This window comes from Kiloniella laminariae (genome assembly GCF_027214005.1).
GTDB lineage: Bacteria > Pseudomonadota > Alphaproteobacteria > Kiloniellales > Kiloniellaceae > Kiloniella > Kiloniella laminariae_A.
In genome coordinates, this window is record NZ_JAPWGY010000002.1 from 591,248 (window position 1) to 615,713 (window position 24,466).

General features: G+C 52.7%; 21 protein-coding genes. 8 read left to right on the top strand and 13 right to left on the bottom strand.

The window, feature by feature from the left end:
- Positions 1–17: 17 nt before the first annotated feature.
- The 8 genes from cysS to O4H49_RS07555 all read right to left on the bottom strand — a co-directional run bounded on the left by cysS (position 18) and on the right by O4H49_RS07555 (position 10,082).
- The gene (cysS, locus tag O4H49_RS07520; RefSeq protein WP_269422809.1) at positions 18–1,403 is read right to left on the bottom strand and encodes a cysteine--tRNA ligase; all 1,386 of its coding nucleotides are present in this window, start codon (positions 1,401–1,403) and stop codon (positions 18–20) included.
- An 87-nt stretch (positions 1,404–1,490) separates the two neighbouring features.
- Complete coding sequence (gene gltX, locus O4H49_RS07525) at positions 1,491–2,822, bottom strand: glutamate--tRNA ligase (RefSeq protein WP_269422810.1); 1,332 nt, start codon at positions 2,820–2,822, stop codon at positions 1,491–1,493.
- 70 nt (positions 2,823–2,892) lie between these two features.
- Entirely contained in the window at positions 2,893–4,614 is a 1,722-nt protein-coding gene (locus O4H49_RS07530) for an NAD+ synthase (protein ID WP_269422811.1), read from the bottom strand.
- A gap of 164 nt (positions 4,615–4,778) precedes the next feature.
- On the bottom strand, positions 4,779–6,047 hold the full coding sequence (locus O4H49_RS07535; RefSeq protein WP_269422812.1) for an MFS transporter: 1,269 nt from the start codon (positions 6,045–6,047) through the stop codon (positions 4,779–4,781).
- 86 nt (positions 6,048–6,133) lie between these two features.
- Positions 6,134–6,844 (bottom strand): TetR/AcrR family transcriptional regulator, encoded by a 711-nt coding sequence (locus tag O4H49_RS07540; RefSeq protein ID WP_269422813.1) that lies wholly within the window; start codon positions 6,842–6,844, stop codon positions 6,134–6,136.
- Positions 6,845–7,043: 199 nt separating this feature from the next.
- Positions 7,044–7,478 (bottom strand): SufE family protein, encoded by a 435-nt coding sequence (locus tag O4H49_RS07545; RefSeq protein ID WP_269422814.1) that lies wholly within the window; start codon positions 7,476–7,478, stop codon positions 7,044–7,046.
- Between the two features lie 9 nt (positions 7,479–7,487).
- Positions 7,488–8,669 (bottom strand): nicotinate phosphoribosyltransferase, encoded by a 1,182-nt coding sequence (locus tag O4H49_RS07550; RefSeq protein ID WP_269422815.1) that lies wholly within the window; start codon positions 8,667–8,669, stop codon positions 7,488–7,490.
- A gap of 27 nt (positions 8,670–8,696) precedes the next feature.
- On the bottom strand, positions 8,697–10,082 hold the full coding sequence (locus O4H49_RS07555) for a class II 3-deoxy-7-phosphoheptulonate synthase (protein WP_269422816.1): 1,386 nt from the start codon (positions 10,080–10,082) through the stop codon (positions 8,697–8,699).
- Positions 10,083–10,464: 382 nt separating this feature from the next.
- Here O4H49_RS07555 and O4H49_RS07560 point away from each other — a divergent pair, with 382 nt between their 5' ends.
- Positions 10,465–11,256, top strand: a complete 792-nt coding sequence (locus tag O4H49_RS07560; protein ID WP_269422817.1) for an aspartyl/asparaginyl beta-hydroxylase domain-containing protein — start codon at positions 10,465–10,467, stop codon at positions 11,254–11,256.
- Positions 11,257–11,363: 107 nt separating this feature from the next.
- Here the strand turns inward: O4H49_RS07560 and gor are convergent, their stop codons facing one another.
- Positions 11,364–12,734 (bottom strand): glutathione-disulfide reductase, encoded by a 1,371-nt coding sequence (gor, locus tag O4H49_RS07565; RefSeq protein WP_269422818.1) that lies wholly within the window; start codon positions 12,732–12,734, stop codon positions 11,364–11,366.
- A gap of 296 nt (positions 12,735–13,030) precedes the next feature.
- On the opposite strand from gor, the gene O4H49_RS07570 reads away from it, so the two are divergent.
- Positions 13,031–13,420 (top strand): hypothetical protein, encoded by a 390-nt coding sequence (locus tag O4H49_RS07570; protein WP_269422819.1) that lies wholly within the window; start codon positions 13,031–13,033, stop codon positions 13,418–13,420.
- On the opposite strand, the gene O4H49_RS07575 is transcribed toward O4H49_RS07570, so the two are convergent.
- Together O4H49_RS07575 and O4H49_RS07580 are read right to left on the bottom strand one after the other, a co-directional pair.
- Positions 13,417–14,418, bottom strand: coding sequence for an NADP-dependent oxidoreductase (locus O4H49_RS07575; RefSeq protein WP_269422820.1), 1,002 nt, complete (start codon positions 14,416–14,418; stop codon positions 13,417–13,419). The genes O4H49_RS07570 and O4H49_RS07575 overlap by 4 nt on opposite strands.
- 59 nt (positions 14,419–14,477) lie before the next feature.
- The gene (locus O4H49_RS07580) at positions 14,478–15,941 is read right to left on the bottom strand and encodes an NAD-dependent succinate-semialdehyde dehydrogenase (protein ID WP_269422821.1); all 1,464 of its coding nucleotides are present in this window, start codon (positions 15,939–15,941) and stop codon (positions 14,478–14,480) included.
- Positions 15,942–16,272: 331 nt separating this feature from the next.
- Here O4H49_RS07580 and O4H49_RS07585 point away from each other — a divergent pair, with 331 nt between their 5' ends.
- The 6 genes from O4H49_RS07585 (at position 16,273) to O4H49_RS07610 (ending at position 22,399) form a co-directional block, all read left to right on the top strand.
- Positions 16,273–17,067 (top strand): DeoR/GlpR family DNA-binding transcription regulator, encoded by a 795-nt coding sequence (locus O4H49_RS07585; protein WP_269422822.1) that lies wholly within the window; start codon positions 16,273–16,275, stop codon positions 17,065–17,067.
- 214 nt (positions 17,068–17,281) lie between these two features.
- Positions 17,282–18,325 (top strand): ABC transporter ATP-binding protein, encoded by a 1,044-nt coding sequence (locus O4H49_RS07590; RefSeq protein ID WP_269422823.1) that lies wholly within the window; start codon positions 17,282–17,284, stop codon positions 18,323–18,325.
- Between the two features lie 105 nt (positions 18,326–18,430).
- Positions 18,431–19,720, top strand: coding sequence for an ABC transporter substrate-binding protein (locus O4H49_RS07595; RefSeq protein WP_269422824.1), 1,290 nt, complete (start codon positions 18,431–18,433; stop codon positions 19,718–19,720).
- 83 nt (positions 19,721–19,803) lie between these two features.
- Positions 19,804–20,685 (top strand): carbohydrate ABC transporter permease, encoded by an 882-nt coding sequence (locus O4H49_RS07600; protein WP_269422825.1) that lies wholly within the window; start codon positions 19,804–19,806, stop codon positions 20,683–20,685.
- Complete coding sequence (locus tag O4H49_RS07605) at positions 20,682–21,509, top strand: carbohydrate ABC transporter permease (RefSeq protein ID WP_269422826.1); 828 nt, start codon at positions 20,682–20,684, stop codon at positions 21,507–21,509. Before O4H49_RS07600 ends, O4H49_RS07605 begins: the two co-directional genes overlap by 4 nt.
- Positions 21,506–22,399 carry an endonuclease/exonuclease/phosphatase family protein gene (locus O4H49_RS07610; protein ID WP_269422827.1) on the top strand — a complete coding sequence of 298 codons (894 nt, stop codon included), beginning with the start codon at positions 21,506–21,508 and terminating at the stop codon, positions 22,397–22,399. Before O4H49_RS07605 ends, O4H49_RS07610 begins: the two co-directional genes overlap by 4 nt.
- 73 nt (positions 22,400–22,472) lie before the next feature.
- Here O4H49_RS07610 and O4H49_RS07615 read toward each other — a convergent pair whose 3' ends face one another.
- Together O4H49_RS07615 and rbsB are read right to left on the bottom strand one after the other, a co-directional pair.
- Positions 22,473–23,483, bottom strand: a complete 1,011-nt coding sequence (locus O4H49_RS07615; RefSeq protein WP_269422828.1) for a LacI family DNA-binding transcriptional regulator — start codon at positions 23,481–23,483, stop codon at positions 22,473–22,475.
- A gap of 76 nt (positions 23,484–23,559) precedes the next feature.
- Complete coding sequence (rbsB, locus tag O4H49_RS07620; protein ID WP_269422829.1) at positions 23,560–24,441, bottom strand: ribose ABC transporter substrate-binding protein RbsB; 882 nt, start codon at positions 24,439–24,441, stop codon at positions 23,560–23,562.
- Positions 24,442–24,466: the final 25 nt, after the last annotated feature.

The following is a 24,466-nucleotide window of genomic DNA, read 5'->3' on the forward strand; positions in this document are numbered from 1 at the left end:
CCCTGGGCTCTCGAGCCCTACTTACGACGCCAACTGGTGCCTTGCGGTGAATCAAGCAGCTCGATCCCATCGGCAGACAACTGGTCACGGATGGCATCAGCACGGGCAAAATCACGGGCCTTTTTCGCTTCTATTCTTTCAGCGATAAGGCTTTCGATTTCCGAACTGTCCTCACCCGAACCCTTGAACCAGACTTCAGGGTCTTGCTGTATAATGCCCAGCAGATACCCACCGGCCAGGAGCTCGCCCTTGAGGCGGCCAAGCTTCTTGCGCTCGCTCTTGCGATCATCCCCGGTCTTGTTCAACTCGGTAGTAATGTCATGCAATACCGAAAGCGCCAATGGCGTGTTCAGGTCATCCCTGAGTGCCTCAAGAAAAGCCTCTGATGCCTGGTCCGTGTTTGCGTCAACTTTGGCAACAGACTGTAACGCTCCATAAAAGCGGTCGAGCTGGGTCTTGAACTCTGCCACCTTTTCACGGGTTACATCCAGCGGCTGGCGATAATGACCGGACAACAGGGTCAAACGTAATGCCTCGCCATTCAGCCCTTCATCAAGGAGCTGGCGAACCGTAAAGAAGTTCCCCAGAGATTTGGACATCTTCTCGCCGTTGACCACAACGTAACCATTGTGCATCCAGTAATTCACATAGGGCTTGTCATTGCAGCACCTGGACTGGGCAATCTCGTTTTCATGATGCGGGAAGGTCAGGTCCAGTCCGCCACCATGCAGATCAAACGTCTCACCCAGATGGCTGCGCGACATGGCAGAACATTCGATATGCCATCCCGGGCGCCCTTTGCCCCAGGGGCTGTCCCACCCCGGCTGTTCCTCGCTGCTCGGTTTCCAGAGCACAAAATCGGCAGGATCCTTTTTGTAGGGAGCCACTTCAACACGGGCACCGGCGATCATGTCGTCCCGGTTCCGCCGGGACAGTTCACCATAGTCCGCCATGGATGATACCGAAAACAGCACATGCCCTTCTGCTTCATAAGCGTGACCTTTACGGATCAGCTCGGCACTCATGTCGATCATTTCCTGAATATGATCTGTCGCCCGTGGTTCGATATCCGGTTCCAGCGCGCCCAGCGCGGCCATATCATCGTGATAGGCCTGGGTCGTCCTTTTTGTGATGCTTTCAATCGGCTCGCCTGATTTCAACGACGCCTCGATGATCTTGTCTTCAACATCGGTGATGTTGCGCACATAGGTCACATGCTCCGCCCCATACTCGACACGCAGCAAACGGCTCAGAACATCAAAAACAACGACCGGACGGGCATTACCGATATGGGCAAGATCATAGACGGTGGGTCCACAGACATACATGCGCACGTTTTTAGGGTCGATCGGCACGAACTCCTGTTTTTCCCGCGCAAGTGTGTTGTAAACCTTGATCGTCATTAGTCTTTCCCGTTTCCTGGTTTAAATGAGAACTTGAATGCCTCAGGGCGCCTAACATAGGCGCGTTTGTAAAATCAATCCAGCGAATTAAGCGGTTTTTCCCTGCAGGCGGGCAGCAGCATGGGCGGGGCCTATCAAGGGAAGCAGGTCAGCCAGTTCCGGCCCATGGTCCTGTCCTGTCAGGGCTTTCCGCAAAGGCAGGAACAGTTGTTTCCCCTTGCGACCAGTTTCATCCTTCAGCACTGTTGTCAGCTCTTTCCATGTTCCCTTGTGCCACGGTGCCGGGGGCAAACGCTCCGCTGCCAAAGCCAGAAACTCCGCGTCTTCGGCCAGGATCTCCGGTTTCACCGCGCCCCGGCAGATATCAAACCAGGAACGGGCATCAGCCAGCTTTTCAAGATTGGGACGGACCACATCCCAAAGCTCTTCATCAAAGCCATCCGGCAAGCGGGATTGTACAGTCGCAAAATCGGCCCCATGTAAAACCTTGGCATTGAGATGCCCCAGCTCTACCGGATCAAAGCGGGGCGTAGCCCGGCCAAAACGGCTGATATCGAACAGCTCTGTCAGCTCTTTCGGGCTTTGACGCACTTCTATCGGGTCCGGTGTCCCCAGACGGGCCAGATAGCTGTTCAACGCCATCGGCTCAATACCTTCTTCGTCGCGCAGAGAGCCAAGACTCAAACTGCCAAGACGCTTTGAAAGGCCCTGACCATCGGCCCCGACCATCAGGGAGATATGGGCAAAGGATGGCACCTGCCCCCCGAGGGCCTCAAAGAGCTGCACCTGCACAGCCGTGTTGGAAACGTGATCTTCACCGCGCAGTACATGGGTAACTTCCAGCTCCAGATCATCAACACAGGATGTCAAAGTATAGAGCGGGCGACCATCTTCGCGGATAAGAACCGGATCACTCAGATTCTGGCCTTCAAAATGACAAGGACCGCGCACTAGGTCTTCCCACTCGATCACGGAATGGTCGAGCTTGAACCGCCAGTGTGCCTTCCGCCCCTCGGCCTCATACTTCGCCCGGTCAGCCGCACTCAGTTTCAGCGCCTCGCGATCATAAATCGGCGGGCGTCCGGCTTGCAGGGCTATTTTGCGTTTGAGTCCCAGCTCATCAGCCGTTTCGTAACAGGGGTAAAGCCGTCCGTCAGCTTTCAGCTTCTCAACCGCCAGATCATAACGATCCATCCGGTGAGACTGAACCGCGAACTCGTCCCATGTCAGGCCAAGCCAGGTCAGATCCTGTTGAATCGCCTCGGCGTACTCATCCGTAGAACGTTCAGTATCAGTATCATCAAGCCGCAGCAGGAAGGTCCCGCCTGCCTTTTTGGCCATCAACCAGTTCAATACGGCAATCCGGGCATTTCCGGCATGCAGACGTCCAGTCGGGCTGGGGGCAAAACGTACTTTCATGAAATCAGTCTTCATCTTCCAATTGAGTTCGGCCTGCCCCCTCGGGACAAGCATAAGATCAGTATATTCTTCAGACCACGCTGCGCGGGCGTCCACGGAATGCGTTGGTTATCGGATAGCGTCTGTCGCGGGCCAGATCACGCAAGGTTACCCTTACTCCCGGTGCGGATTGGCGACGTTTGTATTCCGCCAGATCCAGCATGCGCCAGATGCGATACACCGTTTCTTCATCATAGCCACGCGCCAGAATATCCGCCAGTGGCAGTTCTTCTTCGATCAGGCACTCCAGAATACCATCGAGCACATCGTACTCCGGCAGGCTGTCCTGGTCCTTCTGATCCGGTTTCAGTTCTGCCGAAGGTGGCTTGGTGATAATCCGTTCCGGCATCACCGGGCCATCCGGCCCCAGCGTGTCTGTCGGCCTGTGGGCATTGCGCCATCTGGAAAGGGCAAAAACCTTGGTTTTATACACATCCTTCAAAGCGTTGTAACCGCCACACATATCACCATAGAGCGTGGCATAGCCCACGGACATTTCCGATTTGTTTCCGGTTGAAAGAACCATAAACCCAAGCTTGTTCGAAATCGCCATCAGGGTCAGTCCGCGAGACCGGGCCTGAATGTTCTCTTCGGTCGTATCAGCCGCCGTTCCCGCCATCATCGGCGCCAGCATTTCCTCAAAGGCTTTCATCGCCGGACCGATCGAGATCGAATCATAGCGCACGCCCAGCATTTCCGCCGCGCGTTCTGCATCCTCAAGACTATCTGCCGAGGTATAGGGCGAGGGCATCATCACGCAACGCACCCGCTCTGCCCCGATTGCGTCAACCGCAATCGCGGCGGAAAGGGCAGAATCAATCCCGCCGGACATTCCGATAACGATACCCGGGAAGTGGTTCTTGCGAATATAATCCCGCACCCCGAGAACCAGCGCGCGATAGACCGCGGCAAGATCTTCTTCCGGCGCATGCTTTTCGGCAGGAAGGCAGGCCCAGCCCCCCTCTTCACCCCGCGCCCATTCCGTTACCAGCAAGTGTTCCTCAAACTGCGGGGCCTGTGCCTGAAGGGTGCAGTCAGCATTGAGGACAAAAGAACCGCCATCAAAAACAATATCGTCCTGTCCGCCAACCATATTGAGATAGGCCAGGGGCAACTCACATTCCGTCACCCGCTGGACAGCCAGCTGCATACGGGTATCGCCCTTGCCGGAATTGAACTGCGAACCGTTGATCCCGATCAGCATTTCTGCCCCGGCCTCGGCCAGGGTTTCACAGACATCCGCATCCCACATATCTTCACAGATAAAGACACCAACCCGAACGCCTCTAAAAGCAAAAGGTCCTGTCAATGCCCCGACCTTGAAGACGCGCTTTTCGTCAAACACACTATAGTCGCACAGGAAGTGTTTACCCCGCCAGGCGACCAGTCCCCCCGCATCCAGCAATACCGCAGCGTTATAGATCTCTGACCCCGTAGTGGTGAAAGCCTTTTTAAAAGGATTCTCCTGAAGTTTCTGATCCGGTATCGGTGCCCCCACAAGAATCCCCGGACCGCCGTCAGCTGTATCCGCCATCAAGTCCCGCAAGGCCGCTTGTGCCTCGATCAGAAATTCAGGCTTTAGCACCAGGTCTTCCGGGGGATATCCCACAAGACAGAGCTCAGGCGTCACAAGCAGGTCGGCCCCGGCAGCTGCCGCTTTTTCACGTGCAGAGCGTATCAGCGCCAGATTTCCTCTGATATCGCCAACGGTTGGATTGATCTGTGCAAAAGCAATGGTCAGTTTTTTCGTCATGTGAGTTTCTTACCTCTATACGCATAAGGCAGCAAGAGCGAACCTGCCTGCAACCAGAGAACAACAAATCTTGTTATTCTCCGAATGAGTATAAGTAACAGACTCCCTTGAGGCCTTACAAGAAGTAAAACATGCAATCACAATCTCGTCCTGCAAGAATATGATCAGGGTTCCTGGGCACAAGAACCCATTGAAGAAAGCGAACGGCGTCGCGTCTGTCCTCTGAAAATCCACAAAAGCAGGAGACCACAGATGACAGCCGTCAAGGCTCCGGCAAGGTACGGATAACCTGCGGCATATCCGGCAAGAACACCGCCGACAAGGGCGATAACCAGTTCAGCAACAACCATTACAGAACGGTAAAGGCCCATAACCTGCCCCTGTTCCCCAACAGGCGCTGCATTGGACAGGTACAGCGAGGTTGCCACCTGAACCACCCCTGCTCCGGTAAAGGCAATACAGAAGGGAATGATCAGGCCGTTGATCGTCTCTGGCAACACATAAAGAACCAGACCGATTGCCAGTACAAAATGCCCGACGATTCCCAACACACCAGCCCCGACCCGATCGTTCAGCCGCCCGACCACCAAACCGATAATGATCATCGGTATCGCACTGAAGGCGGTATAGACCCCGAGCATGCCCGGCTGGACCTTAAAGACCTGCACCAGGTAGGGTGCAAAAAAGCTGAAAAGCGCAAAGACCGATACAAAACTGAAGAAGGTTACCAGATAAAAAGGGGCAAGCGCAGGATCAAACAGGGTCTGACGTAACGACCTCCTCTGGGTTTCGCTCTGGCTTGCCAATGGATCAGCAGCTTTCTTTTTGGGTTCGACAAGGAAATACCGCACGATCAGAAGATTGGCCGCCATCAACGCCGCTCCGGCCCAGAAAGGAACAGCCGCACCAAACCAGGGATGCAACGTCTTGTCCGCAAGCAGGCCCCCGAGAAGAGGCCCGAAGACAAAGCCGAGTTCGATGGCAATGGCAATCAGGGCAAAGTTTTTGGTTTTGTTTTTGCCACTGCTGATGTCAGAGGCGATTGACTGGACAATCACCACATTGCCTTCGCACAACCCGGCAAGCAGATAGCCACCAAAAACCATGGGTATGGACAAAGAAGATATGCCCGCAGCCATGATACTCGCCCCGATAACAGTCCCGACCAGTGACAGCTGCAACACCTTCTTCCGGCCATAAAGATCAGACCAGCGTCCAAGCAATGGCCCGCCCACCATCTGACCCAACGGATACATGGCAACCGCCCCACCATAGAGCATCGTCCGGTAACTTTCCGTCGTATCTGATCCGACCAGCCCGTATTCCGGCGAAAGGAAAAGATGACTGAAAATGGGGAATGGCAGAGAATAGCCGATAAAAGCGGTCAAGACCGTCATAAAGACTACTGCCATCGTGCTTTTTTCTGTCGTCATCTCTGCCATACCTTACTGAATATTTAAATTCGAATTTCATTCATTTTTTGATCAGGAAACTGCGTCAGCGATTGCCGCGCAAGACATTAGTGCGGGTTCTGGGACTTGCGATACTCAGCCAGACGGCCACTTAACCTGGCAATAAATGCCTCTCCATCTGCTTCCTGCCAACCACAGCCTTTCAGGAAGCAGTTCAGGTTGGCGTGATGGATACCCGCCCAATGGCTCGGCAGTTTCGGGGCCTGCTCATCTTTGCTATAAGACGATATGGCAATAGCTTGCAGGCCAAAATTAAGCGACCAGGTGCCGATACCCAACACCCGGGTCAAATGCACCAGATCCTGTTCTCCCTGCAGCTCCTTTGCGACAGCCTCAAGCAACTGATCAAAAAATTCGGCAAACTGGCGAAACAGGATTTCCATCATCTCATAGACCTGTGGCGAAGCCCTCTTCCAGATCGACGGTGCTTTGACCAAAAGCTCGATCTCGGCAAAGGTCGGTTGCTCCTGCAGCAGGCTGCTACAGCTGATATCGGCCAGGACAAACTTCTCAATCGCATTGGTTCCTAGCGCCGTTGCTTCTCGCACCAGTTTAAACGCCTTGCGAGTTTCGCGAATTTCCAGACCAAGAAGCAGGTCTTCCTTACAGGAAAAATGGCTGTAAATCGTGCCAATAGATACACCACAGCGTTTAGCCAGATCAGATATCTTGAGCGTAAAGAACCCGTCCTCCTCGATCATGAGCAGGGTCTGATCAAGGATTTCCTGTTCTCTAAGATGTCGTTTTTCTGCAGACATTATTCGCCTTGCCCGTGACTGATCTCTGACAGCGATATGTCCAAGAGGCCTTATATAAAATGAATAATGTTCGAATATTATTTAAAAAATACAAACGGTCAAGACAAATCCCCTTCCGGCATGGCCAGCACCACGGCAGGAAGAAAGCAATTATTATCGCGATTAAAACCCCGGTAGAAATCTGACTAGACCAGAAAAATCAACGGTAATTCTCGGCGGTGGCCTGGATCCGTTTGACCATGGCGTGCAGGCCGTTGGCCCGGTTCGGGCTGAGATGCTGGGCAAACTCGAGGCGTTTGAGAATGTCCTCGATATCGGTATCAAGAATTTCCTGTGCCGTCTTGCCCGAGAAAATCATCATCAGAACGGCAACGAGTCCGCGGACAATGTGCGCGTCACTATCGGCAATAAAATTAAGCCGCACCGGCGTCTGCTCCTGATCCGGGTTACAGACCAGCCAGACCTGGCTGGTGCAGCCCTGCACACGAGAGCTCTCTGTCTTGAGGGCATCATCCATCGGCGACAGCTTGCGCCCCATATCAATGATGTAGCGATAGCGCTCTTCCCAGTCATCCAGGAATTCAAAACTCTCGATCAGGTCCTCAATCGAACTCTCGGTCACAGCAACAGACATTTGATACGTTTACTTTCTTATCAGGAACTCACGTCCCACTTTGACCCGGGCGACACCATCATATTCAACAATGTCAGCCGTGGCATAGGTTTCTGACCAGCTGTTTGGCAGATAGCTTCCGGTTCCAACAACATCCAGCGGCACTTCAGCCTCCGCCATCAGGCGACATTTGGCCGGATTGAAGCCTGAAGAGGCAACAATCTTGACCTTGTCGAACCCTTCAGCATTCAGAGCCTCACGCATGGTCCAGATCGCCGCAGCCGAAACACCCGGACCAACCAGATAGCGCAATTCCTCTTCATTGCGATATCCGCGAATGGCTCTTGGCACATTGCGTTCCAGGACAGCATAGGAACTGGGCGGATCGAGTGTCTCAATAAACCGGCTCCCGGCGGTATCAAGTCGCACCGACAATCGCCCGTCTGCCGCCCGCCGCGGAAAGCGGCGACAGACCGTCAGGGCGTCGGTAATTTCACGGGCGAAATAATCAACCAGCACCGTCATGGAGTCATTCGGAAATGTTTCATCAAACATTTCCGCTGCCCGAAGCGTTGATCCTGCATAACCGACCAGGGCATGTGGCATGGTTCCAAGACCACCAGCCTGCCCAAAATAATGGGCCGTAGCATCCGTTGCATTGCCGATAAAACCAATGGCCCCGTTCTTGCGCCGTGCCCGATCTGCACCAACCGACGCGGCATAGGCCATCATCTCGGCCATATCAGATCCGGCGCAATGCCGGGCATCCATCGCCAGAAAGGCAACAGAGGCCAGATCGGAACACATGGTAAAGGCATTATAGGCCGCAACACAGGCAGGACCAAGGCGTTGCAACAGCAACGTTTCCAGATCGACAAGGTGACAAAGCGATCCGGTCAGATACATGATCGGCTCCCCCGCGCCGACCCAACGACCTTCGGCATAGCGCAGCTCGATATCAAGCTGGATACCACGTTTACTGGCAACTTCCTCCAGCCAGCGGATGGCCAGCCCCGGTGCAGAGACCACCGGGCGACGCATAAAGACGGCATAGGTGACTTTCTGGTCACCAAACTTCTCAACCACTTTTTTGCTGCGATTGAAATAGTGATCGGTCCAGGCTGTGACATCCCTGTCTTCAACAGGCCAGAGGGAGGATCGCTCCTCCCCCTGTTTCACAGCTTCTGTCTTGGCATTAGCACTGTCAGGCATACGTACCTTCCTGCCGTCGCAATATTATCAGGAAGCTTCAGCAATCTGCTCGGAACGAAGGCTGATGCGTTCTTCCTTGAGATGTTCAGCGATCAGGAAAGCCAGTTCCAATGCCTGGCTGGCATTGAGACGGGGATCACAATAGGTGTGATAGCGTGCCGACAGATCTTCATCAGTGATTGCCTGAGCACCACCGATACATTCTGTCACGTCCTTGCCTGTCATCTCGAAATGAACACCACCGGCATAGGTTCCCTCTGCCTTGTGAACAGCAAAGAAGTTCCGGACTTCCGTCAGAACCCGGTCGAAAGGCCGGGTCTTGTATCCACTGGAAGACTTGACGGTATTCCCGTGCATCGGGTCACAGGACCAGACCACTTTTTTACCTTCACGCTCGACCGCACGGATCAGCGCAGGCAGGTGCTCTTCAACCTTGTCATGGCCCATGCGCACGATCAGGGTCAGGCGACCAGCCTCGTTTTTCGGGTTGAGACGATCAATCAGCCTGAGCAGATCATCCGGCTCGGAGGACGGGCCACACTTCATACCGATCGGGTTGTGAATACCGCGCATGAACTCGACATGCGCTTCATCAATGTGACGGGTACGATCCCCGATCCAGAGCATATGGGCAGAACAGTCGTACCAGTTGCCGGACAAACTGTCGACACGGGTCAGAGACTGCTCGTAATTAAGCAGCAGCGCCTCGTGGCTGGTATAGAAATCTGTCTCGCTCAACTGCGGGATCTTGTCGGCAGTCAGACCACAGGCTTCCATGAAGCTCAGTGCTTCTTCAATCCGGGTTGCCATTTCTTCATAGCGCGCACCCAGCGGGGAATTGCGGACAAAGTCATGGTTCCAGGCATGAACCTGTCGCAGATTGGCGTACCCGCCCTGGGCAAAAGCCCGCAGCAGGTTCAGCGTGGATGCTGACTGGTGATAGGCCTTGATCAGACGTTCAGGGTCTGGAATACGATCTTTCTCGGTGAACTCGATCCCGTTGATGATGTCACCACGGTAACTTGGCAGCTCCACACCGCCAATTGTCTCGGTTCCAGCCGAACGGGGCTTGGCAAACTGTCCAGCCATACGACCGACCTTGACGATCGGGCAAGCAGCACCGAATGTCAGGGCAACCGCCATCTGCAGCATAACCTTGAAGGTATCGCGGATATTATCGGGATGAAACTCGGCAAAAGCTTCGGCACAGTCGCCGCCCTGCAGAAGAAAAGCCCGGCCTTCAGCAACTTCACCCAACTGCTTACGCAGCCGACGAGCTTCGCCTGCAAAAACCAGTGGCGGTTGACCCGCCAAGGTTTTTTCCACGGTCTCTACAGCAGCAGAGTCCGGGTATTCGGGCACTTGCCGAATATCCTTGGCGCGCCAGGAATCAGGTGTCCATTTCGCGCTCATAATAATACCTCAAAATCATAATAATATTTTACGTTTGACAGTTTTAATCACCTTTTCTGTCCTTTACCAGCAGAAAGCCTTTCACATCTTGATATATTCATCAAATCTCCTCACTCAAGAGCAGCCCGAAGATGAAGTGAGACTCAAACAATTCTCTCAAGCCCGGCTCAATTCGGCGCTCACCTTTCTCTGGTCATTATTCAGCCCTCTGCTGATCTTCTCTATCAGAGATCTGGCACCAGCTCCGGAACCAAACAATTAGAGTTGATATCGATTCGCACAAAACCTATATGAGCTGTTTGAAAGTCTGCGGGCATGGCTTATAAGCTATGCCTGATATTACTTTGCCACCTGCACATTCTATCGCGACAGAGAGACATCCATGCCCAAGAAGATCAGCCGGCTCCTGAGAGTCCTCCTCCCTCTGGCCTTGCTGCTGTATTTCATCCCGATTTTCACCCTCGCCTTTATCTGCATGGGGCTGCTTGATCTGGGCAGGCACAGCAAAATCACGCCGGAACTGGCAAAGAAGTACTTTACCGGGAATGGCCTGCTCACCTGGGTACTGTCTCCGGTCAACCTGTTCCTTGACCTGATTTCCCACCGCAACAGGTACATTTATAAACTGGACGATTTTCCAGAAGGACACCGCGCAGAGATCTCCACGGTACTGCGCACCTTTGATGAAAACAAAACCGAGATCATCAATGATATCCGGAAACAGCTGGAAGGCAAAAGTCGCGGCATGCTGTTCTACAAATGGTATGGCAAAAACACCAATGACGCGGTCCCGGCTTTTAATAAAGACTACCAGTACATCAAGACTATCGGCGTGTCGGTCTTCAATAAGAAGAAATCCACATCGCTGCATTTCGGCCCTCTGCGTCTGACCTTGCGTGTGCTTTACAACCTGACCCCGATCAAAAGCGATAACATCTTTATCGAGGTCGATGGCAAAAAGCATTTCTGGCACGACGATCCACTGTTTATCTTTGATGACACCTTGCAACACCAGTCCATCAATGAAGAAGACCACGAACGCTACTGCGTCTTTGTCGATGTCCTGCGTCCCTCGCAATTTACCGGACTTCAGAATCTGTTGATGAAGCTGATGCAACAGGTCTTTATCAAATTCAATGGCATCTTCTACAAGAACTGGACCTTCCTGAAGTAAACAGGCCTGAAGTAAACAAGATAAGACCAAACGACAAAACCAGAAGGGCCGGGAAAATTTCCCGGCCCTTCTGGTTTTCAAAGATCTTACGTTCGGGAAAGAACGGGTCAGACAGGCTCACGCATGGTCACAAATTCTTCTGCTGCCGTAGGGTGAATACCAACCGTGGCATCAAACATCGCCTTGGTCGCACCAGCCTTGATCGCCACGGCAAAACCTTGGACGATTTCAGGGGAATCAGCCCCCACCATATGCAGGCCGACAACTTTCTTGCCGTGTTTTTCAACAACCAGCTTCATCAGGGTCTTTTCATCCCGTCCGGACAGGGTGTGTTTCATTGGTCGAAAGCTGGAGCGGTATATCTCGACATCACCATAGCGGTCAATTGCCTGTTCCTCTGAAAGCCCAACGGTGCAGACTGGTGGATGGCTGAAAACTGCTGTCGCAATGTTATGATGGTCCATGGCGCGTGGCGTGTCCTTAAAGGCCGTATCAACAAAAGCCATGGCTTCCTGTATCGCAACTGGCGTCAGGTTGACCCGGTCCGTCACATCACCGACCGCATAGATATTCTTTGCGGTCGTACGGGAAAACTCATCAACCTGGATCGCCCCTTTCTTTGTCAGGGCAACACCTGCTTTTTCCAGCCCAAGCCCTGTCACATTGGGACTGCGACCAGTGGCCGCAAAAACGGCATCGACTTCAAGCTCAGCACCATCAGACAGGGTTACCTGCAACCCTCCCTCGGTTTTGACAATCTTCTCTATGGTTTTATTCAATTCAACCTTGATGCCCTTCTTGACCATCTCGGTCCCCAGGAATTCACGGACATCCCGATCAAAGCCCCGGAGCAAGGCATCTCCGCGATAGACCTGTATCACGTCAGATCCCAGACCATTAAAAATTCCGGCAAACTCAACGGCGATATAGCCACCACCATAGACGATCACCCGCTTGGGCAAGTCTTCCAGATGGAATGCCTCGTTGGAACTGATCGCATGTTCCCAGCCCTTGCCCTCGGGGAAGGTCACATGGCCGCCTGGGGCCAGAAGGATCTTGTTGGCTGTGAAGGTCTTGTCTCCCACCCGCACAGTATGGCGATCCTCAAGGGTCGCCCGCCCGTCGTACCGGGTTACCTTGGCATTATCGAGCAGGTTCTTGTAGATCCCCTCAAGCCGGTCAATTTCCTTGTCCTTGTTGGCGATCAGTGTTTTCCAGTTGAAGGAGCTTTCCCCCACGGTCCAGCCGAACCCGGCAGCATCTTCGAATTCTTCATGGAAATGGCTGGCATAGGAAAAGAGCTTTTTCGGCACACAGCCCCGGATTACACAGGTTCCGCCATAGCGATACTCTTCGGCCAAAGCCACCCTTGCGCCTGTTGCAGCTGCCATGCGGGCACCGCGAACCCCGCCAGATCCACCACCGATGACAAAAAGGTCGTAATCATACTGGATATCATCGTCGTGATAACTTGGCATCAAACTGTCTCCCGCAACAGGTTAGTTAAGTGTTCACACAATATCTAGGGCAGAAGAGGCCTGAATTAAAGCACCCTTTTCCAGACCCTCGGCAATATAGTTCCCCAAAAGACCAGTTGAAAAACCGGCTGACTGTGAATCTAGCTATATGCAACGGCCCGAACGCAGGGGGAGCAAAGGCACACAAGTTCTGCGAAACAGACTGTCACAATCCTGTGAAGCCTGGATCTTGTCTTGCAAAATGGCAATGATCTGCATCAGAATTCCCAAAATTTTCGGCAGAAGGGCCCGTAAAAGTGCGTACCTCCACGACTGTGACTGCAACACTGTTCATCGTGAAAATTGCTATTGCATTTCCCCTTCTGCTTTTGGCCCAGACAGCTTCGGCAGAGGAAGTGAAACTGTCCGCAGATCAGATCAGGGCGTATTTGAGCGGGAAAATCGTCGTGAACCGCCCGGAAGGCAAGACCAGCTTTAGGCAGTCTTTTGAACAAAACGGCCAAACCCGCTATCAGGAAACCGGACGCAAAGAAGAAGTCGGATACTGGAATGTCCAGGGAGATCGCTATTGTTCCCAATGGGGCCCTTTTGGCTGGAGCTGTTACGTCATGACTGCCGAAGGAAATCTCCTGACCTGGATTGCTGAAGACGGCACCCGCTATCCGGGACAGCTGGAAAAACCCTAAAGTTTGACCAGCACCTTTCCCTGGTTGGTTCCGGCCAAAAGGTTTTCCAGTCCAACCGGCGCTTGCTCCAGTCCTTCATAGATTTCTTCGCTGTAGTTCAGCTTGCCTGCTTTGAACAGCGGCAAAAGACTTTCTACGGCCTCCGAAAGCCGGTGCATGTGATCAAAAATCAGAAAGCCCTGCATTCTGGCCCGTTTGACCAGCAAGGTGCGTGCCACACGCGGTCCGCTCAGGTGTGCGGGAGAAATACCGATCACACCACAGACCGTCATCCGGGCTCCCACATTAAAGAACCCCATTACGGCATCGGATATCGGTCCACTGACATTATCAAAATAGACATCAACCCCTTTGGGGCAAGCCGTTGCCAGCCCTGACGACAGATCTTCCCCCTGGCACGCCTTGTAATTGATCACGGCATCATAGCCGAACTCTTCCCGGCAGCGTCGGGCCTTGTCATTACTCCCCGTAATTCCAACTGTTCGACAGCCTCTTGCCTTGGCAATCTGACCGACCATAGAACCGACAGCCCCTGCTGCCGTCGAGACCACAACGGTTTCGCCCGACTGGGGATTGCCGATTTCTGTCAGGCCAAACCAGGCTGTGGCGCCTGTCATGCCCAGAACATGCAGGTTGGCCGCAAGTGGCGCAGCTTGCGGATCAACCTTGCGCTCGACATCGGCCCCATCACTCACCGCCAGTTCCTGCCAGCCGAAACGGCCATAGAGCATGTCTCCCGTGACATAATCAGGGTGACGGCTTTCGACCACTTCACCAACAGCAAAGCTGCGCATAACCTCCCCAAGAGCAACAGGAGGAATATAGCTTGGCATGTCAGCCACCCAGCCCCGCATCGCCGGATCAACGGAAAGAAAAAGATTCCGGACCAGAAACTGTCCCTCTTTCAGGGGTGACAACTCGATTTCCTCAAGCCGAAACAGTCCCCGATCAACCGTGGGGTCAGGGCGTTTTGCCAAAACAAGTTTCCGGTTTTTCATCTTTAAAATTCCTCGCTATCCACACACCAGGCCGAACTTAGAGCGATCAAGCCGCAAGTCTATGCATCGAATCCCATGTTGATGTATTTGATCTCCAGATATTCCTGAATACCGTACTTTCCGCCCTCGCGGCCAATGCCGGACTCCTTGATCCCGCCAAAGGGCGTGGCCTCTGATGAAAGTGTACCACTGTTGGCCCCGACCATCCCATATTCCAGAGCTTCGGAAACCCGCCAGACTCTTCCCACATCCTGCGAGAAGAAATAGGCCGCCAGGCCATATCGGGTGGCATTGGCCAGAGAAACCGCCTCTTCTTCGCTTTCAAAACAATAAAGCGGCGCAACCGGACCGAATATTTCCTTGTGGAAGACCTGCATATTCTGGGTCACATCAGTCAACACCGTCGGGGCATAGAACTGTGCTCCCAGTTCTTTCAAAGGGGCACCGCCAACAGGTGCCTTTGCTCCTTTGGACAGGGCGTCTTTCACCAGATCATCCACCTTGTCTATAGCACGATCATCAATCAGGGGACCAAGAAACACACCATCTTCGGTGCCGGGACCAATTTTCAAGCCGCGCACGCGCTCAGAAAGCCGTCTGGCAAAGTCATCATAGACGCCTTTTTGCACCATGATCCGGTTGGCGCAGACACAGGTCTGGCCTGCGTTGCGGAATTTGCTGGCGATAACGTGATTTACCGCCCGGTCAAGGTCCGCATCATCAAAGACAATAAAGGGGGCATTGCCACCCAGTTCCATGGAAACCTGCTTGACCGTAAGCGCACATTTTTCCATCAGCACCTTGCCGACCACAGTCGACCCGGTAAAGGACAGCTTGCGAACGATGTGATTGCTGGTCATCTCGTCGCCGATTTCCCCGGCCTTTCCAGTGACGATGTTAAACAGGCCATCCGGCAGTCCCGCCCGTTGCCCCAGATCCGCCAGCGCCAGAGCCGAAAAGGGTGTCTGTGGCGCGGGTTTCATCACCACAGCACAGCCTGCTGCCAGCGCTGGGGCGCATTTCCTGGCGATCATCTGAATCGGGAAATTCCAGGGGGTAATCGCCGCCACAACCCCGATGGGCTGACGAATGGTCAAAAGCTGCTGACCAGAATTTCCTGCCGGAATGGTTTCGCCATAGGTTCGCTTGGCTTCCTCGGCAAACCATTCAATGTATCCTGCCGAGGAAACGATCTCTCCCCGGGCTTCAGCCAGAGGCTTGCCCTGTTCTGCTGTCATGATCTGGGCCAGGTCGTCCTGATGCAACAGGATCAGATCGCGCCAGCGCCGCAGCACCGCAGCCCGCTCCTTTGCCGTCCGTTTTCTCCACAAAGAAAAAGCCCGTTCGGCTGCTTCGATCGCCCGGCGGGTTTCAGCAGCCCCCATCCAGGGCATCATGCCGACTTCTTTGCCTGTCGCGGGATCGTAGACGGGAACTTTACGGCCAGAGTCCGCATCAATCCATTTACCGTTGATAAAAGCCTGTTGGCGGAACAGCGATTCATCTTTTAGAGGAACTGACATACAATACTACCAGGTCAAGACAGGGTGCGCAGATGAAGCATCAAAGAAGAAACACCACAGCAGACATCACAAAAAACATATATTTAAAAACGTACACTCTGGAGCAAACGCTATCCGAGCCTCCCGCGCTTCACAAGGTGGTTCTCCGCTAAACTGCTTTGTAGCCGGACAATCAATTCCCAGATAATCATCCAGCATGATCTCCTTTACCTTGAAGCAGGTCTACATGATTGCAAAATAAATGTAAGAAGATTTACATTTATGATGTCTATAATTAAACTGACCTGAGTAATTTCGTAAATCAGTCTTCCCCCCTGCTCGAGAGAAACCTGTGACAGATCAAAAACGCCTGGGTATCAATGGTCGTCAGGATCAAATTATCACTCTGGTACGAGAGCGAGGGTATGCTTCCCTGGAAATGATGGCTGAGAAGTTTGGCGTTTCTCAGCAAACAATTCGCCGGGACATCATCTATCTTAACGAAAAAAATCTTGTCCAGCGCCATTATGGCGGGGCTGGTCTCCCGCCTGGAATAGACCGCCTTTCCTATTCCAACCGCAAAGTTCGAAATGCCCGGGAAAAAGCACTGATAGGCCAAGCTATCGCCGCAAAAATTCCCAACGGTGCGTCCTTGTTTATCGATATCGGCACCACAATGGAAGCTGTTGCTGAAGCGCTCATTCATCACGAAGGCTTGCGTGTCCTCACCAATCATATCGGTGTTGTTTCAATCCTTTGCGAAAATACGGATTTTGAGATCATCCTTTCCGGCGGTCTGGTCAGGAACCGGGACCGGGCGATAACAGGGGAAACCACCGCCGAATTTCTCCGAAAATTTCGTGTCGGTTATGGCATCTTCGGAATCGGTTCAATCACCGATGATGGCCAGTTGCTGGATTATGACTATCGCGATGCGCAGGCGTCTCGCGCCGCCTTGGAAATATCTCGTTGTAAATTTGCCGCCGGGGATCATTCCAAATTCAATAACGACGCAATGATGCCCTTTGCCCATGCTTCAGAAGTAGATGGTATTTTTACAGACCAGACACCCCCGTCAGAAATTGTAGAAGCGATCGAAAAGGCTGGAACCTCTCTTTTTGTCGCAACGGATTCGACTTCCAGATAAGATCTTTATCTACCCGTTAAAACCAAGTTCCTCTAGCATTCTTAAAAAGAGATGGAATTTTTATATCACAAAATGTAAGTTTGTTTACATTAGTGTCATAAAACATACACACCTTAACGATAAACAAGACACATCGAACTGTTCCAGCGTCAGTCTAGTTGCAAGCGGTTGCTGGGGCAGAGCGGCATAAAACATCAGGGAAGGCTTCCGTCATATGTCAGCCATTGAGCTATGTAATATCAGCAAACGCTGGGGCGACTCCTTCGCCGTCACGGATGTAAGCTTCAAGGTTGAGCAAGGAACCTTCGCAGTCTTGCTGGGTCCCTCGGGCTGTGGAAAGTCAACCACCCTGCGTATGATTTCAGGTCTGGAGGATGTCAGTGAAGGAAAGCTCCTGATCGGCGATACTGACATGACAACCGCGCGACCAGCACAGCGCAATCTCTCCATGGTATTTCAGTCCTATGCCCTGTTCCCGCACCTCAATGTCAAAGAAAACATCCTCTTTGGCCTGAAAGTCAGAAAAATTCCAATCGCCGAACAGGAACAACGTTTGGCCCGAGTGGCTGAACTGGTTGGTTTGGCAGAGCTTCTCTTACGAAAGCCAGCTCAATTATCTGGCGGACAAAGACAAAGGGTAGCTCTGGCACGCGCCTTTATCGCTGAGAACCCGATTTGTCTGATGGATGAACCACTCTCGAACCTCGATGCCAAACTGCGCCATGATATGCGGATCGAGATTCGCGCCTTGCAACAACGCCTGAAAATGACCGTGGTCTACGTTACCCACGATCAGGCCGAAGCCATGAGCATGGCGGACAAGGTTATCCTGATAAAAAAAGGTCAGATCGAGCAAGAGGGCACACCGGACGAACTATACAATAAACCTGCAACCACTTTTGCTGCTGCCTTTATCGGCACACCGCCAATGAACCTCCTTGATATTACAAAGATGGGAACGCTTCCCCCTCTTCTTGCTGAACCGACAAGCTCGGCAATCCTCGGCATTCGGCCGGAAAACATCCGTATTGTAGATGCAGGGGGCATTCCCGCCCGTCTTATCTCTGCCGATTACCTCGGCGCAGACACTGTCATCACTGCCCGTATTGGCACCCAGGAATTACAGGTAAGAACCCCTGGCAGAGTCAGTGTTCCGGAGCCTTACAATGCTCGGCTTCAATGGCAAAAAGAAGATGTTCATCTCTTCGATCCTTCCAGCGGAAAAAGGAATGACACGATCAAAGCAACCGATTTTTAGAACCACGACACGCCTACGACAAGACCCGGCACCGATGCTATTGCGGTTCGGGAACAAGAGGAAAGCCACAGACGGAATTTTCCTCCTTCACAATGGGAGCTAACCATGCTTACAAAACTGAAACACCACGCAGGAAAATGGACACTCGCCGCTGCTTTGGGCCTTGGCATGGCCTCATCAGCATCGGCAGTAGATCTGACAATGTACTATCCCGTCGCAGTTGGCGGCCCCTTGACCAAAGTTGTCGATGGCATGGTGGAGGATTTTGAAAAAGCCAATCCTGACATCAATGTCAATGCGATCTATGCCGGCAATTACAACGACGCCCGCATCAAGGCATTGGCCGCTTTGCAAAGCGGCGAACCCGCTCAAACATCTGTCATGTTTTCAATCGACATTTATGAACTGATTGAACAAGGCGCCATTGTCCCATATGACGATGTTGTTGAAACTGAAGAAGAAAAAGCCTGGCTCAACAGTTTTTATCCGGCCCTGATGGAAAACGGGAAAACACAAGGCAAGACCTGGGGCATTCCGTTCCAACGTTCCACTATTGTGATGTATTACAACAAGGATGCTTTCCGGGAAGCTGGTCTTGATCCGGAAAACCCACCCGCGACCTGGGATGAACTGGTGGAAGCTGGCAAAAAACTGACCAAAAAAAATGGCGACACTGTCGAACAATGGGGCGCCATGATTCCCTCGACAGGCTATCCTTATTGGATGTTTGGCGCTCTGGCGATGCAGAATGGTCAGACACTGATGAATAGTGAGGGCAACGAAACCTATTTTAACGCCCCGGCAACCATCGAAGCTTTGCAATACTGGCAGGACCTTGGAAACAAACATGGGATAATGCCCAGTGGCACCATCGAGTGGGCAACTCTGCGCCAAAACTTTCTCGAGGGGAAAACCGCTATGATGTGGCATTCCACAGGGAATCTAACAGCGGTAAAAAATGATGCTTCATTTGACTTTGGTGTAGCCATGCTGCCTGCCCAAAAGCGCCGCGGAACACCTACAGGCGGTGGTAACTTCTATATCTTCGAAAAAAGCTCACCCGAAGAACGTAAAGCTGCCATTAAGCTGATCCGTTTCCTGACTGAACCTGAACGCACAGCAGAATGGAGCATCGGTACTGGCTATCTCGGCACAGGTCCTGATGCCTATGCCACACCAGAACTCACACAATACGTCAAGGACTTCCCGCCCGCAGCCGTAGCTCGTGACCAGCTTGAGTTTGCAACAGCAGAGCTCTCCACCTTTCAGAACGGACGGGTAAGAAAGCTTCTCGATGATGCCATCCAATCGGTTCTGATTGGTGACAAAACTCCGGCTGAAGCCTTGGACAGCGCTCAAAAACAGGCTGATCGTTTGTTGAAAAACTATCGTTAATCCAGGCAACAACCCGGGCGACCTTTGACAGGTTGACCCGGGTTACCCGCTTCCGATATCAGAGCTACAGGAGCCAAGCAGCGATGATCCGACGACCTTCACAGTCCCATATCCATGGCTGGTTGCTCTTGATGCCTGCGGCAGTATTTCTGATCGCATTCACTTATTACCCAACCATTGCCACTCTGGCGAAAAGCTTTTTTTCTCAGGGAAATGCCATCAAACCCTCCCGTTTTGTCGGCCTGGAAAATTATGAATACCTTCTCACCGACGAAGTCTTCTGGAAGGTCGTCGGCAACAACATCATATATGCGGCAACGACCATCCCCATTTCCATCGGCCTTGCTATGGTGATGGCGCTCTGGGTGAACGGCAAATTGCCATTTAAGTCCCTGGCACGCATGAGTTATTTTACGCCAACCATTTTGCCCATGATTGCCGTCGCTAATATCTGGCTGTTTTTTTACACCCCGGACATTGGCCTGATCGATCAGGTTGCTGGCGTTTTTGGTATATCGGGCCATAACTGGCTCGGGGATCCTGACACGGTTCTTGGTTGCATCATCATAATCACGATCTGGAAAGAAGCCGGATTCTTTATGATTTTCTACCTCGCAGCGTTGCAAACTCTCTCTCCTGAACTGGAAGAGGCCGCAAAACTGGAAGGCGCGGGCCGCTGGTACTATTTCCGACGGGTCATCTTCCCGCTGCTCATGCCCACCACACTGTTTGTTTTGATTAACGCAATTATCAACTCTTTCAAACTCGTCGATCAACTATTTATCCTGACGAAGGGTGGCCCCGATAATTCCAGCTCTCTTCTGCTGTATTACATTTACGAAGTAGCCTTTAGCTTCCTCGATCAAGCCTATGCCTCGACCCTGACGGTTGTTCTGTTGATAGCTTTGGCCGTAATCGCCATCAGTCAGTTTGTCTTCCTCGATAAGAAGGTGCATTACCAGTGAGAAGCTCAAACATAAAAGAAACGATAGCCCTTCAACTGGAAAATGGTGCAGCCTATCTGCTGGCATTGATTTGGATGTTGCCGCTGATCTATGCATTCTGGAGTGCGTTTCATCCTTCAGAATACGCCACCCGTTTCGACCTTTTCGCCCCCCTCACACTGGATAACTTTCGCGAAGCCTGGTCCCGTGCACCCTTTGCCCGTTACTTTCTGAACACCTTTATTCTGGTCAGTATCATTCTTTGTGCTCAGTTCATCCTTTGCACTCTGGCAGCCTACGCATTTGCCCGCTTTGAGTTTCCCGGAAAGTCCCTGGCCTTTGGACTGGTATTGCTCCAGCTCATGATCATGCCCGAGGTTCTGATCGTCGAAAACTACGTCACGATGAGCCAAATCGGTCTGGTAGATAGCATCGTCGGCATCGGCCTGCCTTATATGGCCAGTGCCTTTGGTATTTTCCTTCTTCGTCAGACTTTCAAAACCATCCCCAAAGAGCTCGAAGAAGCCGCCAAGGTCGAAGGCTGTGGCCCTTTTCAAATCCTCTGGAAGGTCTATGTTCCCCTTGCCCGTCCAACCTATGTTGCCTTTGGCCTGGTATCCGTAAGTTATCATTGGAATAACTTCCTGTGGCCTTTGGTCATCACCAACTCCGTTACCACCCGGCCACTGACCGTCGGGCTGGCGATATTCGGCGCCCCGGAATCTGGTGTTGACTGGTCGATCATCACCGCCGGAACCCTGCTCGCTGTTGCTCCATTGCTGGTCGCCTTTTTGCTGTTCCAGCGCCAGTTCGTACAGTCCTTCATGCATGCAGGTATCAAGTGACAGATTTCATAACCTGGAATATCCAGTGCGGGCGCGGGACCGATAACAAGGTAGACTTGCCCCGAATAGCAGACGTAATCAAAGGCATGAGCGATGCAGATGTCATCTGCTTGCAAGAAGTTGCGCGCTTTGATCCCGAGCTTGATAACGGCAGGGGAGAAGATCAGGTGGAAGTCCTGGCACAGCTTTTCCCGGAACACAGCCCCGTCTTCGGTCCAGCCATCAGCCGCAAGCTAGCCAACACGAACAAAAGGTCCGAATTCGGCAACTTGATCTTGTCCAGGCGACCTCTGCTTCAGGTCTTTAGGCACCAGCTGCCACAGCCCAACCCTGAAATTCTGTGTAAACACATGCCTCGACAGGCTCTTGAAGTTGTTGTGTCTTTACCCGATGGCCCCCTCAGCGTAACGACCACCCATCTTGAATATCATTCCGCCTTGCAACGACAGGCACAAGCCGCCCGTTTGATTGAGATCCAGCAGGAAAACAACAGCAACAGAAACTATGCAGACCATGCACCGGCTTCCGGACCTTATGCGGCGGTCCCACGCCCGGAACGCAGCCTGCTCTGTGGGGACTTCAACTCGGCTCCCGGCGATCAGGTTTACAACATTCTCGTTCCACCTGAGGATCAGAAAACCCACAGGCAGCAGATACAACATTCCGGGGGATATCTGGACTGCTGGACCAGGTTGCGCCCAAAGGAACCTCATTCAGCAACCTGTGGCATTTATGACCAGGTGCAATGGCCAGAAGGGCCACATTGCCGGGATTTCTTTTTTGTATCTTCTGAGCTCGTTGATTTACTTGAACAGATCACAGTACAGGAAGAAACTTCGGCTTCTGATCACCAGCCGCTGTTATTACGGCTCAAGCACACGGCTTGTTAATCACGGGATAAACACTGGATAGTCATGGGATCACTAAAGGCAGAAGTGTTCCGGACGGACAGCCCAGCGGCTGCTAAATCTGCCCGACAGATTCCCGGATAACCAGTTCCGGATTTAGGCTCAGGCAAGCTGGCAGGGCTGTTCCCTGCTCCAGTCGGGAAATAAGGACCATAGCCGCACGGCTCCCCAGCTCAAAGCCCGGCTGGCGGATCGTTGTCAAAGCCGGGGTCAGATAGGGGGCAAGATCAATATCATCATACCCGATAAGCGAGATATCAGTCGGGACAGTCAGTCCTCTTTCGCCCAAGGCTCTGATCGCACCAAGGGCCATAAGATCATTGAAGGCAAAAACCGCTTCAGGCAGCCCGGTTGCCCCGAAGCGCTCCAGAAGTTTGCTCATGGCGCGATAGCCTCCGGCGGCATCCAGACTTCCCGAGAGACACCAGTCAGGATTGACCGGGCATTGCGCCGCCAGCATTGCCGCCTCAAAACCCTGACGCCGTTCCTGGGAACGCGGATGTTGCTCGGGACCTGACAGAATGGCAATGCGGCGGAAACCACGCCCCAGCAGAAACTCTGTTGCCAGACGCCCGCCGAGCACCGAATTATCGCCAACAACACAGATATTCTCTGCTGGTTTGGCATCGAGCACCACCATCGGCAACTCGGATTTCCGATCCAGCGCCCGATCGAAATCAGGGTCCCCATGGGTGGTCATGACCACCAGTGCATCAATCCGGCGCATGGAAAGGTTATTCAGATAGGCCAGCTGACGTTCGGCCTTGTCATCACAGTTACAGAGAATAAGGCTATAGCCCTGGGTATAGCAGCCTTCTTCCACGCCCCGGACCACATCGGCAAAAAACGGGTTGGTCGAATTGGAAACCAGCATCCCCAGCGTTTTTGTCTTGTTGGTTTTCAATGCCCGGGCCAGCGAGCTGGGCTGATAACCCAGTAATTTCACAGCTGCAACAACCCGGTCAGAGGTCTCCGGCGCGACATAGCGGGTTTTGTTCAGGACGTGTGAAACCGTCGAGACAGAAACCCCCGCTTCACATGCCACATCCTTGATACTGACCGTCATTGGATACTGTAAATTCCCGAAGAGAAATAAAAACTGCGCAGGAGCCAGACAAGACTCCTGCGCAGCAGATTCAGATTTATTTTGTAATAAGCTTTAAAGCCACTGGTGTATAGGCTTCAACCGTTTCGCCTTTCAAAATTTTGGCGGCCGTCTCGACCCCGATTTCCCCGATCAATCCAGCCTGCTGGGCAACTGTTGCCAGCATCGACCCATCCTGTACGGCAACCACACCATCATCGGTACCGTCAAAACCAACCACCAGAATATCGCGTTTTGCTGCCTGGATTGCCTTGATCGCACCCAGCGCCATTTCATCGTTGTGGGCAAAGACAGCCGTGATTTCCGACTGGGACTGAAGAATATTCTCCATCACGTTCAGACCTTTGGTCCGGTCAAAGTCCGCGGGCTGCACGGCAATGATTTCCAGACCGGCAGCAGCCTGTACCGCCTTGTTAAATCCTTCGCCCCGATCGCGCGCCGCAGATGTTCCCGGCACACCCTGCAGTTCAACAAGTTTGCCCTTGCCGCCCAGCGTCTGGGCAATCAGCTCACCCGCCATGGTCCCGCCAAGGATGTTGTCAGAGGCAACATGAGAGACCACCTCGCCTCCGGATGCGCCACGGTCCAGCGTCACAACAGGGATATTCTTTCTGTTCGCCGCCTTGATCGCGCTTTTGACCGCATCTGAATCGGTCGGATTGATCATCAGGACCTTGACATCCTTGTTCAGCACGTCCTCGACATTTGCCAGCTCTTTTGCCGGGTCATTCTGTGAATCAAGTACAACCAGTTTATATCCCAGCTCAGATGCCTTGGCTTCTGCACCTTCCTTTAGTGTGACAAAAAACGGATTGTTCAGGGTCGAGATCACCAGCGCCAGCGTGTCTTCCGCCTTGGCCATAGTGAACGAGCTGGCCAGCAGCGCAAGGGATGAAAGTGAAACGATAATTTTCCGCATTTATTTTCCTCCTGTTAGAGCAACC